This is a genomic window from Micromonospora sp. NPDC000668, from assembly GCF_042897975.1.
Taxonomy (GTDB): domain Bacteria; phylum Actinomycetota; class Actinomycetes; order Mycobacteriales; family Micromonosporaceae; genus Micromonospora.
The window spans coordinates 560,655-576,339 of sequence record NZ_JBIAYP010000003.1; the positions used below are offsets into that span (position 1 = coordinate 560,655).

Consider the following 15,685-nt stretch of genomic DNA (forward strand, 5'->3'; position numbering starts at 1 on the left):
TCGTACAACAGCAGGCAACGATACCGGGCGCCCGGTCGGCAGGTCAAAACGGGGGTACGGCCCCGCGCGGCGACCCAACGGCCGTGGCCCAGCTCACACGCCAGCGAGCCCTTCGGCCCTCGGACGACGATACGCGACCCAGGTCACCGCGACACACAGCGCGTACCAGCCGATGAACGCCAGGTAGGCGGCGTCGGCCTTGCCGGAGCTGAGGAACGACTGACGGAACGCGACGTTGACCAGCACCCCGCCGGAGGCGCCGACCGCGCCGGCGATCCCGATCAACGCGCCGGTCATGCGTCGCGCCCAACGGGCGGCGGCCTCCGGGTCGCGCCGGCCCGCGGCCACCGCGTCCGCCGCCCGGGCCCGGAAGATGGCCGGGATCATCTTGTACGTGGAGCCGTTGCCGATGCCGGAGAAGACGAAGAGGGCGAGGAACCCGGCCAGGTAGAGCCCGAACGAGCGCTCCCGGGCCGCGTACAGCACCGCTCCGGCGCCGGCCGCCATCGCCACGAAGTTCCAGAAGGTCACCCGGGCTCCGCCGAGTCGGTCGGCGAGGTGCCCGCCCAGCGGCCGGATCAGCGAGCCCACCAGCGGGCCGAGGAAGGTCAACCAGGCAGCGTCGACAGGGGTCGGGAACCGCTCGGCGAACTGGAGCTGGAGCACCTGACCGAACGCGAAGCCGAACCCGATGAACGAGCCGAAGGTGCCGATGTAGAGGAGCGACATGATCCAGGTGTGCGGGTCGCGGGCGGCCTCGCGCAGCGCGCCCGACTCGTTGCGCGCCCCGGGCACGGTGTCCAACCAGCGGGCCGCCGCCAGCGCGGCCAGCACGATCAGCGGCAGGTAGACCGCTGGAACCAGCCGGGGGTACGCGGCACCGGCGGTGGCCAGCACCGCCAGCCCGACCAACTGCACCGCGGGTACGCCCAGGTTGCCGCCGCCGGCGTTGAGCCCGAGGGCCCGGCCTTTGAGCCGCTGTGGATAGAACAGGTTGATGTTCGCCATCGAGGATGCGAAGTTGCCACCGCCGACGCCGGTGAGGCAGGCGAGCACCATCAGCGTGGTGTAGGACACCCCGGGCTCCAGCAGCAACGTCATCGGCACCGCGGGCACCAGCAGCAGCAGTGCGCTGACGATCGTCCAGCGCCGCCCACCGAAGCGGGCCACCGCCAGCGTGTACGGCAGCCTCAGCACTGCGCCCAGCGCGGCCGGCACCGCGGTGAGCAGGAATTTCCCGGCCGGATCGATGCCGTACTCGGGGCCGAGGAAGAGCACGGTCACCGACCAGAGGCTCCACACCGAGAAGCCGACGTGCTCGGCGAAGATCGAGACCCAGAGGTTGCGCCGGGCGATCGGTGCGCCCGTTGTCCGCCAGAAGTCGGGGTCCTCGGGGCGCCAGTCGTCGAGGCGGTGCCGGTGCCCCGTGGCGCCCGGCGGCACGGCGGTGACTGCGGTGCTGGTGAGCGTGCTCACTGCGGCTCCTCCTCGTCGATGTGACCAGGGGGAACGCTAGGAACACCGGGTTACCGGGCGGTGCCCGTCGCGGGTCGGCCCGGAAACGGTAACCGCACCGCGGGCCGGCAGCGGTAGTGAGCGGGGCACCCCGGTCGGAGGTCAGAGCTCCTGGAGGATGCGCAGCGCGCGGCCGACCCGGAGCATGGTGTCGGTGTCGGCGACGTCCACGCAATCGGTGAACCACTTCTTCATCGGCGAGGAGAGGCGGTCGGGCATCACCACGTAGCGGCCCATCGTCACGGCGAGCGGGGAGTCCCGCAGCAGCGACTCCTCGACCACCTCGACCACGATCACGATCGGCACGTCGGTGGAGTTGTAGACGTCCGAGCTGATCACGAGTCCGAGGCGTTCCCGAGCGCCCTCGATGCGCCAGACCTCACCCCTACGCAGCACGCGGCCGGCCGCGGAAGAGCAGGTCGTCGACCATGCCCACCTCGCGGGCGTCGGCGAGGGCGGCGGACTCCAGGTCCATGCCGGCGCGACCCACGGCGGCGGCGTGCGCGGTGAAGACCTCGCGCAGCGCCTTCTCCCGGGCGGCCTGGTCCATCCATGCGGAGAGCGACAGCCCTTCGCGCTTGGCGAACCGCCGGGCCTCCTCGATCGTCTCGTCTGTGAACGACAGGGTCACCTTGGCAGTCATGCCGAGGAGACTACCCATCGGTATGACCACCAGTCATCCGCGCGCCCGCCAACTCACCCCCGGTCGTCGAAACGCACATTCCGGCCCTCACCGGGTCGACTCGGCAGCCCGGCCGCCGAACACCGCGAAGCGCCATTCCTTGAAGTAGCAGTCGACGTCGACCAGGCCTGCCTCGGCGAGCCACTGGCACTGCTCGGCGACCGTCGTCGGCCGGTCGTGCCGCATCCGCTCCCGGGCGGCGGCGATCTCCTCGGGGGGCGAGCCCAACTCGGTGATCCGTGCCGTCCACACCTCGTCGTAGCGCCGGTCCAGGGCCGGGGTCGGGCCGGCCACCTGCTCGGCGTTGACGAACACCCCGCCGGGCACCAGCGCCGCGGAGGCCCGCCGGTAGAGCGCACGCTTGTCGGCGTCGTCCAGGTGGTGGATCGCCAGCGCGCTGACCACCGCGTCGTACCGACCGGCCGGTAGCGGGTCGGCCAGGCCGGCCCGGACCGTCCGGTGCGGTATGGACCGGGCGTTCAACTGGTCGGCGGCGCGGGCGAGCATCGCCGGCGCGGCGTCCACCAGGGTCAGCCGCACCCCCGGCACCGCCTCGGCGAGCAGGAGCGAGAGCAGGCCGGTGCCGGCGCCCAGGTCCAGCACCTCCGGGGCACGCCCGGCGGCCAGTGCGGCGCGCAGGGGTGGAGCGGCCACCTGGACGGCGGTGCCGTAGAAGGCGTCGAAGCAGGGCACCAGTCGCCTGCGTGCCTCGTCGTAGCTGCCGGCAACCGCGTCGAAGGCGTCCGCCACGCTCATCGCACTCTCCCATTCCATGAGAAAACCTTCCCATATATTAGACGCGAACCGCGTGCCTGGCGTAGCACCGACCGCACGGTGAGACGCGGGCGGCGCAGGCCACGGCTGACGGACAGCAGGCCGATGGACACCACCCACCCGTCACGTCCGCTGCCCCTGTGCGGTGTGAGCCCCACTTGACAGGACCGAAACAGAAGAGACCCGGACCGGAAACCGCCCGGCGGCACGCTTTCCCGACATGACAGACGGTGCACGGTCGGCAACTCGCCCGGGGCGGACGCCCCGAGAGGTGGCGACACACTGCCCGTACTGCGCGCTCCAGTGCGGCATGGTGCTGCGCCAGGACGACGACGGGGTGACGGTGCACCCCCGCCAGTTCCCCACCAACCGGGGCGGGCTCTGCCAGAAGGGCTGGACCGCCGCCGACCTGCTCGACCACCCGGCGCGGCTGACCACCCCGCTGCTGCGCGACCCGGCCACCGGCGAGCTGCGCCCGGCCAGTTGGGACGCCGCGCTGGATCGGGTCGTCGCCGGCATCCGCACCGTCCAGGACGGCGCCGGCCGGGACGCGGTCGCCGTCTTCGGTGGCGGTGGGCTGACCAACGAGAAGGCGTACGCGTTGGGGAAGTTCGCCCGCATCGCGCTGCGCACCCGGCACATCGACTACAACGGACGGTTCTGCATGTCTTCGGCGGCGGCTGCCGGCCTGCGCGCCTTCGGTGTCGATCGAGGGCTGCCGTTCCCACTGGCCGACCTGGGCCAGGCCGACACCCTGCTGCTGGTCGGCGCGAACCCGGCGGAGACCATGCCGCCGCTGGTGCGCTGGCTCACCGAGCAGCGCCGTAACGGTGGCCGGCTGATCGTCGTGGACCCCCGGGTCACCGCCACCGCCCGCCTGGCCGATCTGCACCTGCAACCGTTGCCCGGCACCGACCTCGCGGTGGCCAACGCGCTGCTGCACATCGCGCTCATCGAGGGCTGGATCGACCAGACGTACGTGGCCGAGCGGACCACCGGCTTCGAGGTGGTCCGTCGCAGTGTCGCCGCCTGGTGGCCGGCCCGCGCGGAGCAGCTCTCCGGGGTGCCGGTGGCCGACCTGGAGGCGACCGCCCGGGCGCTGGGCACCGGCAGGCGAGTGATCATCCTGACCGCGCGCGGTGCCGAACAGCATGCCAAGGGAGTGGACACGGTCACCGCGTACGTGAACCTGGCGCTTGCCCTGGGCCTGCCCGGCCGGACCGGCTCGGGGTACGGCTGCCTCACCGGCCAGGGCAACGGCCAGGGCGGGCGGGAGCACGGGCAGAAGGCCGACCAACTCCCCGGCTACCGGCGGATCGACGACCCGGTGGCCCGGGAGCACGTGGCCGGGGTCTGGGGGGTACCGGCCGACGAGCTGCCCGGCCCGGGTGTGCCCGCCTACCAACTGCTCGACTCCCTCGGCACTCCCGACGGTCCCCGCGCGCTACTGGTGTTCGGCTCGAACCCGGTGGTCTCCGCGCCCCGGGCGGCCCGGATCGAGCGCCGGCTGCGCGACCTCGACCTGCTGGTCGTCGCCGACCTGCTGCTCTCCGAGACGGCCGCGCTGGCCGACGTGGTGCTGCCCGTCGCGCAGTGGGCCGAGGAAGACGGCACGATGACCAACCTGGAGGGTCGTGTGCTGCGTCGGCGCGCGTTACGCCCGCCACCACCGGGCGTCCGGACCGACCTGGCCATCATCTCCGACCTCGCGGTCCGGCTGGCCGCTGCCGACCAGGCGGCTCCCGGCGCGGCTGACCCGACAACCGAGGCGCGGAGCCGACCCTCGGCCATCGGGCCGGCCGCGGGGGGACCCGATGCCCGACCGGACGCCATCGCGGCGGCTCGGTTCCCGGCCGACCCGGCCGCCGTCTTCGCCGAGCTGCGCCGGGCTTCCGCCGGCGGGGCCGCCGACTACGCCGGCATCAGCTGGGCCCGGATCGACGCCGCTGACGGCGTCTACTGGCCCTGCCCGGCCGAGGATGGGCCGGACACGCCACGGCTCTTCACCGACCGGTTCGCCACCCCGGACGGCCGAGCCCGGTTCCACCCCGTCGACCACCGGCCGGCCGCCGAGGAGGTCTGCGCCACCTACCCGCTGCACTTCACCACCGGCCGGGTGCTGGCCCAGTACCAGTCCGGCACCCAGACCCGCCGGGTGGCCGCGCTGCGCCGCGCCGCGCCCGAGGCGTTCGTCGAGCTGCATCCCGACCTGGCCGCCCGGCTGGGCATCGACGACGGCGACCCGGTGCGGGTCACGTCGCGCCGAGGCGAGATGCTCGCTCCGGCCCGGCTCAGCGCGGGGATCCGACCAGACACCGTCTTCGCCCCGTTCCACTGGGCCGGGGTGGCCCGCGCCAACTCAGTGACCAACGACGCGGTGGACCCGATCTCCGGGATGCCCGAGTTCAAAATCTGCGCGGTCAGGGTGGAGAAGGCATGACCGCCCGAGTGGTGATCGTCGGCAACGGGATGGCGGGCGCCCGGCTGGCCGGCGAGCTACGCGTCCGGGAAGGGGACCGGAAGGTCACCGTGCTCGGGGCGGAGCCGCACCGCGCGTACAACCGCATCATGCTCTCCACGCTGCTGGCAGGTCGGATCGGCGAGCCGGACGTGGAGCTGACCGAGGCGGCCGTGCACGGCGTTGACCTGCGCATCGGCGTACCGGTGACCGCGGTGGACCGGTCCGCCCGGGAGGTCCGCACCGCGCACGGCGAACGGATCTCCTACGACCACCTGGTGCTGGCCACCGGCAGCCGGGCGGTGGTGCCGCCACTGCCCGGCCTCGACCGGGGCGACCTACCGGAGCGGGTGGTCCCGTTCCGCACCCTGGACGACTGCCGGCGGATCCTCGCCGCGGCGGACGGCGCGCACAGCGCACTCGTGCTCGGCGGCGGGCTGCTCGGCCTGGAGGCCGCCCGAGGGCTCGCCACGCGCGGGCTGGCCACAACCGTGGTGCACCCGACCGGGCACCTGATGGAACGGCAGCTCGACCCTGCGGCCGGCGCTGTGCTCGCCGGCACGCTCGCCGGTCTCGGCGTCACCATCCAGCTCGCGGTGCCGGCGACCGGCGTGGCCGCGGAGGCCGACGGCGTACGCCTCGACCTGGCCGACGGCCGATCGCTGCGCGCCGACCTGCTGGTGCTCTCCTGCGGGGTACGCCCGGACACCGCCCTCGCCGAGGCCGCCGGGTTGACCCTGCGACGCGGCGTGGTGGTGGACGACCGGCTGCGCACCAGCGACCGGCGCATCTCGGCGATCGGCGACTGCGCCGAGCACGACGGCGCGCTCACCGGACTGGTCGCACCCGCCTGGGCCCAGGCCCGGGTGCTCGCCGATGTGCTGACCGGGGCGGACCCGCTGGCCCGGTACCGGCCACGGCCTGTGGTGACCCGACTCAAGGCGGCCGGGATCGACCTGGCCGCGATGGGCGACGCGGTGGGTGGCGGGCCGGGCGAGGAGCTGACCTTCACGGACCCGACCCGGGGCACGTATGCCCGGTTGCGGATCCGGAACGAGCGACTGATCGGCGCGATCCTGCTCGGTGACAACCCGGCGGTCGGCACGGTGATCCAGCTCTTCGACCGCGGTCACCCGGTGCCGGCCGACCGGCGGACGCTGCTGTTGGGCCGGTCGCTCGGCGCGACCGGTGCGGCGCCGGCCGCGTCACCGGCGCTGATGCCGGACGCGGCCACCGTCTGCCAGTGCAACACGGTGACCAAGGGCGCGCTGGTGCGCAGCTGGCGCTCCGGGGCCCGGACGGCCGGCGCGGTGGCGGCGGCGACCCGAGCCGGCACCGGCTGCGGCGGATGCCGGGACGCGGTGGGCGGGATCGTCGACTGGCTGGCCGAGGCGGAATCGGTGGAGGTGACGCGATGAGCGGCGGTGACCTGGTCGTCATCGGCAATGGGATGGTCGGGCAGCGCTTCGTTGACGCGCTGCGCGCCCGTGACCCGCAGGGGCGCTGGCGGGTGACCGTGCTGGGCGAGGAGCGACGTCCGGCGTACGACCGGGTGCGGCTCTCGGCGTTCTTCGACGGGGTGAGCGAGAGTGAGCTCAACCTGCACACCCCGCACGACGGGGTGCGGCTGCGTCTCGGTGAGCCCGCCACCACCATCGACCGGAGCCGGCGGGTGGTGACCACCGCCACCGGCGAGTACCGCTACGACATGCTGGTACTGGCCACCGGGTCCTACCCGTTCGTGCCGCCGGTGCCCGGCACGGAGCTGCCCGGAGTCTTCGTCTACCGGACCCTGGACGACCTCGCGGCGATCCAGGCGTACGCCCGAGGCCGGCGGGCCGGCGCGGTGATCGGCGGCGGGCTGCTCGGGCTGGAGGCGGCGAACGCCCTGCGGCTGCTCGGCCTGAGCACCGACGTGGTCGAGTTCGCGCCCCGGTTGATGCCGGTGCAGGTGGACCAGGCCGGCGGTGCGATGCTCCGCCGCTACGTCGAGGAGCTGGGCGTGCGGACCCACCTCGGGGTCGCCACCACCGCGATCCGGCCCGGCCCGGACGGCGCCGTTGCCGCCCTGGGGCTCTCCGACGGTGCTGATATCGACGCCGATCTGGTGGTGGTGGCCGCCGGCATCCGGCCCCGGGACGAGCTGGCCCGAGCCGCCGGCCTGCCACTGGGTCCGCGCGGCGGGGTGCTGGTCGACGCGACCTGCCGCACCGCCGACGAGCGGATCTGGGCGGTCGGCGAGTGCGCGGCGGTCGACGGCACCTGCCACGGCCTGGTCGCACCGGGATACGCGACGGCCGAGGTGGTGGCCGACCGGCTGGTGGGCGGCGCGGCGACCTTCCCGGGCGCGGACAGCGCGACCAAGCTGAAGCTGCTCGGCGTCGACGTGGCCTCGTTCGGCGACGCGCACGGCGCGACCCCGGGCTGCCTGGACGTCACCTTCACCGACCCGGCCACCCGGGTCTACGCGAAGCTGGTCCTCTCCGACGACGCGCACACCCTGCTCGGCGGGGTGCTGGTCGGCGACGCCAACGCGTACCCGACGCTGCGGGCGAGCGTGGGTGGTCCGCTGCCGGCCGCGCCGCTGGCGCTGCTCGCCCCGGACGGCGGCGGCGCGGACGCCGGCGCGCTGCCCGCCGCCGCCCAGGTCTGCTCCTGCAACGCGGTGACCCGGAGCGACGTGGACGCCGCCATCGCCGGCGGCTGCGCGGACGTACCGGCGTTGAAGGCGTGCACCAGGGCCGGCACCAGCTGTGGCTCCTGCGTGCCGACGCTGAAGCAACTCCTGGACGCGGCCGGGGTGGCGCAGTCCACCGCGCTCTGCGAGCACTTCGACGTCAGCCGGCGGGAGCTGTTCGAGATCATCCGGGTGCGCGGCATCCGCACCTTCTCCCGGCTGGTCGCCGAGCACGGTCGGGGGCGCGGCTGCGACATCTGCAAGCCGGTGGTGGCTTCGATCCTCGCCTCGCTGGGCGCCGGGCACGTGCTCGACGGGGAGCAGGCGTCGTTGCAGGACACCAACGACCACTTCCTGGCCAACCTGCAACGCGACGGCAGCTACTCGGTGGTGCCCCGGATCCCCGGCGGCGAGATCACCCCCGAAAAGCTGATCGTGATCGGTGAGGTCGCCCGGGACTTCCAGCTCTACACGAAGATCACCGGCGGGCAGCGGATCGACCTGTTCGGGGCGCGGGTGGAGCAGTTGCCGCAGATCTGGCGGCGGCTGGTGGACGCCGGCTTCGAGTCCGGCCACGCGTACGGCAAGGCGCTGCGCACGGTGAAGTCCTGCGTCGGAGAGACCTGGTGCCGGTACGGGGTGCAGGACTCGGTGGGGTTGGCCGTGGCGCTGGAGCTGCGCTATCGGGGGTTGCGTGCCCCGCACAAGATCAAGTCAGCGGTCTCCGGCTGCGCTCGGGAGTGCGCCGAGGCCCGTAGCAAGGACTTCGGCATCATCGCCACCGAAAGCGGCTGGAATCTCTACGTCGGTGGCAACGGTGGCTTCCGGCCCCGGCACGCCGATTTGTTCGCCACCGACCTGTCGACGGAAGCGCTGATTTCGCTGATCGACAGATTCTTGATCTATTACATCCGCACCGCCGACCGACTGCAGCGCACGGCCGGCTGGATCGAGGCGATGGACGGCGGCCTGGACCACCTGCGCTCGGTGATCGTGGACGACGCGCTGGGCCTCTGCGCCGAACTGGACGCGGCAATGGCCCGGCACGTGGCGTCGTACTCCGACGAGTGGCGCGACGTGCTGGACGACCCGGATCGGCTGCGCCGCTACACCTCCTTCGTCAATGCTCCCGAGGTACCCGACCCGTCGATCACCTTCGCGCGGGAACGCGGCCAGCCGGTGCCGGCGGGCGGCCACACCCCGGCCCGACCCCAGCCGGTCGCGCTGGGCCTGCCGGAGGTGCGGCGATGAACCACGCCACCACGCTGGGCTGGGCCCCGGTCTGCCCTCTCGACCGGCTGGAACCGGACCGGGGGGTCGCCGCCCTGGTTGACGGGGTGCAGGTCGCCCTCTTCCGGACCGCGGACGGGCTGTTCGCGATCGACAACCGCGATCCGGTCTCCGGGGCGTACGTGCTGTCCCGGGGCATCGTGGGCAGCCGCAGAGGGGTGCCGACGATCGCCTCGCCGCTGCACAAGCAGGTGTACGACCTCCGCACCGGGCACTGCCTCGACCTGCCCGGGGTGGCCGTGACCCGGCACGACGCGCGCTGCCGCGGCGGGCTGGTCGAAGTGCGGCTGCGACAGGAGGGCTGATGCGGGAGGAACTGGCCGGCTTCACCATCGGGGTGACCGCCGACCGGCGGCGCGACGAGCTTGCCGCGCTGCTCGAACGGCGAGGCGCCCGGGTGGTGCTCGCCCCGGCACTGCGGATCGTGCCGCTGTCCGACGACACCGAGCTGCGCGAGGCGACCCGGGCCTGCCTGGACCAGCCACCGGACATCCTGATGGCCAACACCGGCATCGGCATGCGTGGGTGGCTGGAGGCGGCCGAGGGCTGGGGGCTGGCCGAGTCGCTGCGCTCGGTCCTGGCCAGCTCGTACGTGGTCGCCCGGGGCCCCAAGGCACGCGGTGCGGTCCGGGCCGCAGGGCTGCACGATCAGTGGTCGCCTGCCTCGGAGAGCTGCGACGAGGTGGTCGACCACCTGCGCCGGCGCGGCGTGGCCGGGCAGGTGATCGCCATGCAACTGCACGGCGAGCGGCAGCCGGAGTGCACGCTCGCGCTGGAGGCGGCCGGTGCCACGGTCATCGAGGTGCCGGTCTACCGCTGGGCCCCGCCGACCGACCCGGCGCCGCTGCACCGACTGATCGACCTGATCGCCGGCCGGCTGGTGGACGCGGTGACGTTCACCTCGGCGCCGGCGGCCGAGGCGCTGCTGCGGGCGGCCGGGGACCGCACCGACGCAATGGTGTCCGCGTTTCACAAGGACGTACTGGCCAGTTGCGTCGGCGCGGTGACCGCCGAGCCGCTGCTGCGGCGCGGGGTGCCGGTCTGCGCGCCCAGCCGGGCCCGGTTGGGCGCGCTGGTACGGACCATCGTCGAAGAGCTGCCCCGCCGAACCATGACGTTCAAGGCCGATGGGCACCTGCTCACCCTGCGCGGGCACGCCGCGGTGATCGACGGCGAGCTGCGCCCGCTCGCCCCTGCCCCGATGGCGGTGCTGCGGGCGCTGGCCCAGTCGCCCGGCCGGGTGCTGTCGCGCACGGCGCTGCTGCGGGCCCTGCCCCGTGGCGCGGACGAGCACGCGGTGGAGATGGCCGTGGCCCGGCTCCGGGCCGCCCTGCGCGCTCCCCGTGTGGTGCAGACCGTGGTCAAGCGCGGCTACCGGCTCCGGGTCGACTGACGCGTCGCGGCCGGCCGGAACGGACCGGCCGGCCGCCTCGGGTCAGCCGACCGGCGTGGGGAAGCCTCGACCCTGCTCGGACTGGAGCCGGAGCATGGCGTGCTCGACCACCGTCACCAGCACCTGCTTGACCGACTCCCGGTGCCGGGCGTCGGTCATCACCAGCGGCACGTGCGGCGAGATGGCCAGCGCCTCGCGGACCTCGTCCAGGTCGTACTGGGGAGCGCCGTCGAACCGGTTAAGCGCCACCACGTACGGCAGGTTGCGGTTCTCGAAGTAGTCCAGCGGGGCGAACGCATCGGTGATCCGGCGGGTGTCCACCAGTACGGCGGCACCCACCGCACCCCGGATGATCTCGTCCCACATGAACCAGAACCGGGTCTGGCCGGGTGTGCCGAAGAGGTACAGGATCAGGTCCTGGGCCATGGTGATACGGCCGAAGTCCATGGCGACCGTGGTGGTCTCCTTGCCCGGCACCTTGGACGGGTCGTCGATGCCGACACCGGCCGCGGTCATCACCGCCTCGGTGGTCAGCGGTGTGATCTCGGAGATCGAACCGACGAGTGTCGTCTTGCCGACGCCGAAGCCGCCCGCGACGACGATCTTCGCGGAGACGATTCCCCGGCTCTGCCGCCCCCCAGCGGGGTCATAGCCTGCGAAGTCCACTTAGCACCCTTCCAAGCAGTTCCATTCGCTCCTCGAATCCCTCGGCGGGAGCAGCAGTGTGTAACGTCAGCAGGCTCTCGGTCACCATGTCGGCGACCAACACCCGGGCGACGCCCAGCGGCATCCGGGTGTACGCGGCGATCTCCGCCAGCGACTGTGCCCGGCCTTCACAGACCGTGGCGATGCGGTGCTTGTCATGCCCGGCGAAGCGGGACTCGGCGACCTGGGTGGGAGAAGCCGTGAGGACCGCCTCGAGAGCGATGTCCTGCCGGGGCTCGGTACGACCACGGGTGACCGCGTACGGACGCACCAGAGCGCCGCGCGGGTCAGCGCGTCGTTGGTCCATCCCCGATCACCTCCTCGTCCCCTGCGGAGCCGGTCCACACCGCCTCCCATCCCTGGTCCGGCACGCGGGCCGCGCGCCGTGTCTAGTCGCTACGAGCGCACCGCGTCCCGTGGCAGCGGCACCAGCGCGGCACCCACCCGTTCGACCAGCAGCGCCATCTCGTAGCCCACCTGGCCCACGTCGCAGCTACGCGCGGCCAGCACGGCCATCGACGAGCCGTCACTGATCGACATGAGGAAGAGGTAGCCGCTGTCCATCTCGATGACGGTCTGCAACACCCCGCCCGCGCTGAACATCCGGGCCGCGCCCTCGGTCAGGCTCACCACGCCGGAGGTGATCGCAGCGAGCTGGTCCGCCCGGTCCCCGGGCAGATCCCGGGAGGAGGCGAGCAGCAGCCCGTCGGCGGACACCGCCACCACGTGGGCGATGCCCGCCACGCTGTCGGCGAAGTTGGTGAGCAGCCAACCCATGTCCTGCATGGCAGCTGGCCTGTTCATCGGCTCTCCTTGGTCGAGGTGCTGTTCAGGTCCGTACCGGCCGTCCGGCCGCGCTGTACGCCGCGGTGGTAGGCCGACAACAGGCCGCGTACTTCATCGGGGGTCCGCCGGCTGCGATCCCGGCCGCTCTTCGGTTCGATACCGCCCGGCACGAGCTGCGCCTGCGGCACCCGCTTGGGCAGCCCGGAGCGCGTTGTTCCGGCCGGGGCCGGCTCGGCAGCCCGGCTGGCCCGGGACCAGCCCTCGTCCGCCGCCGTCCGCCAGGCGTCCGGGTCCGTGGCCGGCCTGGCGGGCGTGCTCGGAGCGGCGGGCGCGGATGGCGCCGTTCGGGCGGCCGGCGGAGGGTTGTACGACGGCGGCGCCGTGCCGCCTCCCCCCGTGTCGAACCCGTTGATGCTCCCGGTGCCCGACGGCCCGAGACCGTCGGCGTTGGAACTGCCCGGGGTACGGGTGGGCAGCGGCGGTCGGGCCGGTGCCGCGGCCGGCGCGGACGCGGTTGCCGGGTAGCCGCCGTTGCCCGTGCGCAGACCCGCATCGGCCGACCCGGCGCTGACGGTGGCCGGCGGCGAGTCGAACTTCGGTCGGGTGAAGATCGCGGTGGCGTCGTCGCCGTGCGACCGGAACCAGACCGCCTCCATCTCCCGGAAGATCGGCGCCTCGGCGGGGAACTCCGGCCGGGTGCTGATCGGTGCGGCCGGCGCCGGCAGCGTGGCCGGCGGTGCGACCGCGCCGGGGCCGGCGACCGGCCCGACCGGCAGCACCGGACCGCTCCGCCCGTCGGTGGCGTCCGCCGCGGAGCCGCGCCGGGGCAGCGGGTCGATCGTCGGGTAGGCCACGGTCGGGCTGCCCACCGAGGCACCCGTGGTGTTGCCGTACGCCGGCCGGGCCGGCGCGGCCGGGGCCGCCGTGTTCGCTCCGCTGAAGCTACCGGCCTGCACGGCCGGGGCGGTGTCCCGCGCATCCAGCGGGGACTGCCACTGTGCCGGCGCCGGCGCGCTGGTCCGCCACTGGTCGGGCAGCGTCGCTGCCGCGGTGGTGGCGCCGGCGAACGGCTCGCTGTGGCCGGCCGGAGTGAGCGGCGCCTGCTCGACCGCCATCGGCTGGCGTGGCCGGGTGAGCACCTGGTCGCGGCCCCGGTTGACGGGCAGCACCACGGTGGCGGCGGGCAGCGTCACCTGAGCGACTGTGCCGCCCTCGACGTTGCGGCGCAGCTCCACCCGGATGCTGTAGCGGGAGGCGAGCCGGCTCACCACTGCCAGACCCATCAGCCGGAACGCGGCGACGTCCACGCTCGGTGGCGCGGCCAGTCGCCGGTTGAGTGAGTCGAGCTGCTCGTCGCTGAGGCCGAGCCCCCGGTCCTCGATCTGGATCAGCACGTAGTCGCGGATCCGGCGACCGTCGGCGACCACCGTGGTGTTCGGCGGCGAGAACCGGGTGGCGTTGTCGAGCAGCTCAGCGACGAGCCGCACGACGTCGTTGACCGCGTGCGCGGCGACCGAGATGTCGGTGTCGACGGTGCCGAACTCGATCCGGTTGTACAGCTCCACCTCGGACTGGGCGGCGCGCAGCACGTCCACCACCAGCGCGTCGTCGCGACGCGGTACGGCGGAGTCGGCGCCGGCCAGGACCAGCAGGTTCTCGTCGTTGCGGCGCATCCGCGTGGCCAGGTGGTCCAGCTCGAAGAGCTGTGCCAGCCGCTTCGGGTCCTCCTCGCCGCGCTCGATCGCGTCCAGCTCACCGATCATCTTGTCGACCAGGCTCTGACTACGGCGGGCCAGGTTGAGGAACATCGCCGAGACGCTGGTACGCAGCGCGGCCTGCTCAGCCGCGACCCGGACCGCCTCCCGGTGCACGACGTTGAATGCCAACGCCACCTGACCGACCTCGTCGCGGTTGGTGAGCTGGATCGGGTCCCGGACCTGCCGGACGATCTCCTCCACCCCGCCGTCGCCCACGCTGCCCATGTTCTGCAGCCGCTTGACCGCGTCGGGCAGGTCGTGGTTGGCCACCGAGAGCGCGCCCTCACGCAGACGTCGCAGCGAGTGGTTCAGCGACCGGGCCAGCACCACGGCCAGCGACACGGCGATGATCAGGGTCAGCAGCACCAGCACCGACTCGACCACAGCCTGCTGGATGACGTCCGAGCGCGCCTGGTCGGCCTGCTCGAACAGCCGGTTCTGCAGTTGGACCTCGGCCCAGCGCATCAGGTCGTTGACCGCGCCGATGGCGGCGGTGGCGTCCTGCACGCCGACCAGCGAGCGCCGCCCCACCGAGCGGGTGATGTCGGTGGCCACCCGGTCGGCCAGGCCGACCGCGTCGCCGGAGACGGTGCTGTTGACCAGGGACCGCTGCACCGGGTCAGCGGCGAGCGAGAAGGAGACCAGGGCCTCCTGTTGGCTGGTCAGCGTGGCCACGAAGGAGGAGAACTGCTCCGAGTCGAGCTGGCCGGCGGTCAGCGCGGTGAAGGCGACCGCCTGCTCCTCGGCGACCGACGCCTTGGCCCGCGCGAAGGCGGCGACCGCCCGGCGGCTGTCCGACAGGCTCTCCTCGCCAGGCAGCTGGGCCAGCCCGTCGCCGTAAGCGACCAGGTCGGTAAGGATGACGCCGTAGCGCAGCACCGCCTCGGCGACGGCCATCTGCCGACGGTCGAGCACCTCCTGACGGGTGGCGTCCAGGGTGGCCAGGTGGTCGTCGATGGCCGCCAGCCGGCCCCGCAGCGCCGCCGGCACCTCGCCGATCCGGCCCCGCTCGGTGCGGTACTCGTCCACCCGCTGCTGCGTCTGGCGGACCCGCAGGTTGTACGAGTCGGCCGGCTGCTGCGGGGTGGCCAGGTAGGCCGCCGCGGCCATCCGCTCGGAGTGGAGGTCCTGCGTCAGCGCGCTGACGTCGATGGAGAGTGCGGTGAGTGACCGCGCCCGAGTGGCGTCGAGGGCGCCCTCGCCAACCGAGATCAGCCGGACCGTGGCCAGCGCGATCACTGCCGCCACCGGGACGACCAGGATCAGCGCCAGCTTGGACCGGATCCGGGCGTCACGCAGTCTCGGCAACCGTCGGCGCGAGGGCCGAGCGCTGTCGCCGAGCGCGGGCAGGGTCGTCGGTCCGGTGCTCACGACATCGCCTCCGTCGTTTCTTCCCCGCCTGACCCGCCGAGCCGTGCCGTAGGCGGAGGGGACCACGCGCGGCACGGCCGCGATTTCATCAGAGAAGATCCTGTTTGGGAAGCCGCAGTGAGGCAGGAAACGGTCGGACGGCGCGCAACCCGTGATCCGGTCAACTGATACCTTCATTTCCGCAAGCCCCTGAACAGGGCATGTGACTCCAGAGTGGTCACGCGTGTATGCAAAGTGAGCTTTTGCAAACATTGCGTTACCCCAGCATGTGGGATGG

13 protein-coding genes are annotated in these 15,685 nt (G+C 73.1%); 5 read left to right on the forward strand and 8 right to left on the reverse strand.

The window, feature by feature from the left end; translation table 11 throughout:
- Window positions 1-93 precede the first annotated feature (93 nt).
- The 4 genes from ACFY29_RS18815 to ACFY29_RS18830 form a co-directional block, all read right to left on the reverse strand.
- Window positions 94-1,476, reverse strand: coding sequence for an MFS transporter (locus ACFY29_RS18815; protein WP_386987745.1), 1,383 nt, complete (start codon window positions 1,474-1,476; stop codon window positions 94-96).
- Window positions 1,477-1,617: 141 nt separating this feature from the next.
- Window positions 1,618-1,911: a hypothetical protein gene (locus ACFY29_RS18820; RefSeq protein WP_328420431.1), complete on the reverse strand. Its 294-nt coding sequence runs from the start codon at window positions 1,909-1,911 to the stop codon at window positions 1,618-1,620.
- Window positions 1,901-2,158 carry a DUF6364 family protein gene (locus ACFY29_RS18825; RefSeq protein WP_328420433.1) on the reverse strand — a complete coding sequence of 86 codons (258 nt, stop codon included), beginning with the start codon at window positions 2,156-2,158 and terminating at the stop codon, window positions 1,901-1,903. The genes ACFY29_RS18820 and ACFY29_RS18825 overlap by 11 nt, the downstream gene beginning before the upstream one ends.
- A gap of 87 nt (window positions 2,159-2,245) precedes the next feature.
- The gene (locus ACFY29_RS18830; RefSeq protein ID WP_328420435.1) at window positions 2,246-2,971 is read right to left on the reverse strand and encodes a class I SAM-dependent methyltransferase; all 726 of its coding nucleotides are present in this window, start codon (window positions 2,969-2,971) and stop codon (window positions 2,246-2,248) included.
- A 310-nt stretch (window positions 2,972-3,281) separates the two neighbouring features.
- Here ACFY29_RS18830 and ACFY29_RS18835 point away from each other — a divergent pair, with 310 nt between their 5' ends.
- Genes ACFY29_RS18835 through ACFY29_RS18855 form a run of 5 tightly spaced genes read left to right on the forward strand, consistent with a single transcriptional unit; the run spans window position 3,282 to window position 10,789 of the window.
- A complete protein-coding gene (locus tag ACFY29_RS18835; RefSeq protein ID WP_386988507.1) occupies window positions 3,282-5,411 on the forward strand; it encodes a molybdopterin oxidoreductase family protein in 2,130 nt (709 codons plus the stop codon).
- The gene (locus ACFY29_RS18840; protein WP_386987750.1) at window positions 5,408-6,847 is read left to right on the forward strand and encodes an FAD-dependent oxidoreductase; all 1,440 of its coding nucleotides are present in this window, start codon (window positions 5,408-5,410) and stop codon (window positions 6,845-6,847) included. Before ACFY29_RS18835 ends, ACFY29_RS18840 begins: the two co-directional genes overlap by 4 nt.
- Window positions 6,844-9,357, forward strand: a complete 2,514-nt coding sequence (gene nirB / locus ACFY29_RS18845; protein WP_386987753.1) for a nitrite reductase large subunit NirB — start codon at window positions 6,844-6,846, stop codon at window positions 9,355-9,357. The genes ACFY29_RS18840 and nirB overlap by 4 nt, the downstream gene beginning before the upstream one ends.
- Window positions 9,354-9,701, forward strand: a complete 348-nt coding sequence (gene nirD / locus ACFY29_RS18850; RefSeq protein WP_328420443.1) for a nitrite reductase small subunit NirD — start codon at window positions 9,354-9,356, stop codon at window positions 9,699-9,701. The genes nirB and nirD overlap by 4 nt, the downstream gene beginning before the upstream one ends.
- The gene (locus tag ACFY29_RS18855; RefSeq protein WP_328420445.1) at window positions 9,701-10,789 is read left to right on the forward strand and encodes a uroporphyrinogen-III synthase; all 1,089 of its coding nucleotides are present in this window, start codon (window positions 9,701-9,703) and stop codon (window positions 10,787-10,789) included. The genes nirD and ACFY29_RS18855 overlap by 1 nt, the downstream gene beginning before the upstream one ends.
- Before the next feature lie 42 nt (window positions 10,790-10,831).
- Here the strand turns inward: ACFY29_RS18855 and ACFY29_RS18860 are convergent, their stop codons facing one another.
- The 4 genes from ACFY29_RS18860 to ACFY29_RS18875 form a co-directional block, all read right to left on the reverse strand.
- Window positions 10,832-11,455, reverse strand: a complete 624-nt coding sequence (locus tag ACFY29_RS18860) for an ATP/GTP-binding protein (RefSeq protein ID WP_328420446.1) — start codon at window positions 11,453-11,455, stop codon at window positions 10,832-10,834.
- Window positions 11,436-11,801, reverse strand: a complete 366-nt coding sequence (locus tag ACFY29_RS18865; RefSeq protein ID WP_328420448.1) for a DUF742 domain-containing protein — start codon at window positions 11,799-11,801, stop codon at window positions 11,436-11,438. The genes ACFY29_RS18860 and ACFY29_RS18865 overlap by 20 nt, the downstream gene beginning before the upstream one ends.
- Before the next feature lie 89 nt (window positions 11,802-11,890).
- Window positions 11,891-12,298 (reverse strand): roadblock/LC7 domain-containing protein, encoded by a 408-nt coding sequence (locus ACFY29_RS18870; RefSeq protein WP_007465177.1) that lies wholly within the window; start codon window positions 12,296-12,298, stop codon window positions 11,891-11,893.
- Window positions 12,295-15,408, reverse strand: a complete 3,114-nt coding sequence (locus tag ACFY29_RS18875; protein ID WP_386987760.1) for a nitrate- and nitrite sensing domain-containing protein — start codon at window positions 15,406-15,408, stop codon at window positions 12,295-12,297. The genes ACFY29_RS18870 and ACFY29_RS18875 overlap by 4 nt, the downstream gene beginning before the upstream one ends.
- Between the last annotated feature and the right edge of the window lie 277 nt (window positions 15,409-15,685).

Bases quoted from the DNA above. Each gene is read 5' to 3' on its own strand.
- ACFY29_RS18825 (WP_328420433.1), bottom strand. From the start codon at position 2,158: ATGACTGCCAAGGTGACCCTGTCGTTCACAGACGAGACGATCGAGGAG.
- ACFY29_RS18830 (WP_328420435.1), bottom strand. From the start codon at position 2,971: ATGGAATGGGAGAGTGCGATGAGCGTGGCGGACGCCTTCGACGCGGTT.
- ACFY29_RS18835 (WP_386988507.1), top strand. From the start codon at position 3,282: ATGGTGCTGCGCCAGGACGACGACGGGGTGACGGTGCACCCCCGCCAG.
- ACFY29_RS18840 (WP_386987750.1), top strand. From the start codon at position 5,408: ATGACCGCCCGAGTGGTGATCGTCGGCAACGGGATGGCGGGCGCCCGG.
- nirB (WP_386987753.1), top strand. From the start codon at position 6,844: ATGAGCGGCGGTGACCTGGTCGTCATCGGCAATGGGATGGTCGGGCAG.
- nirD (WP_328420443.1), top strand. From the start codon at position 9,354: ATGAACCACGCCACCACGCTGGGCTGGGCCCCGGTCTGCCCTCTCGAC.
- ACFY29_RS18855 (WP_328420445.1), top strand. From the start codon at position 9,701: ATGCGGGAGGAACTGGCCGGCTTCACCATCGGGGTGACCGCCGACCGG.
- ACFY29_RS18865 (WP_328420448.1), bottom strand. From the start codon at position 11,801: ATGGACCAACGACGCGCTGACCCGCGCGGCGCTCTGGTGCGTCCGTAC.
- ACFY29_RS18870 (WP_007465177.1), bottom strand. From the start codon at position 12,298: ATGAACAGGCCAGCTGCCATGCAGGACATGGGTTGGCTGCTCACCAAC.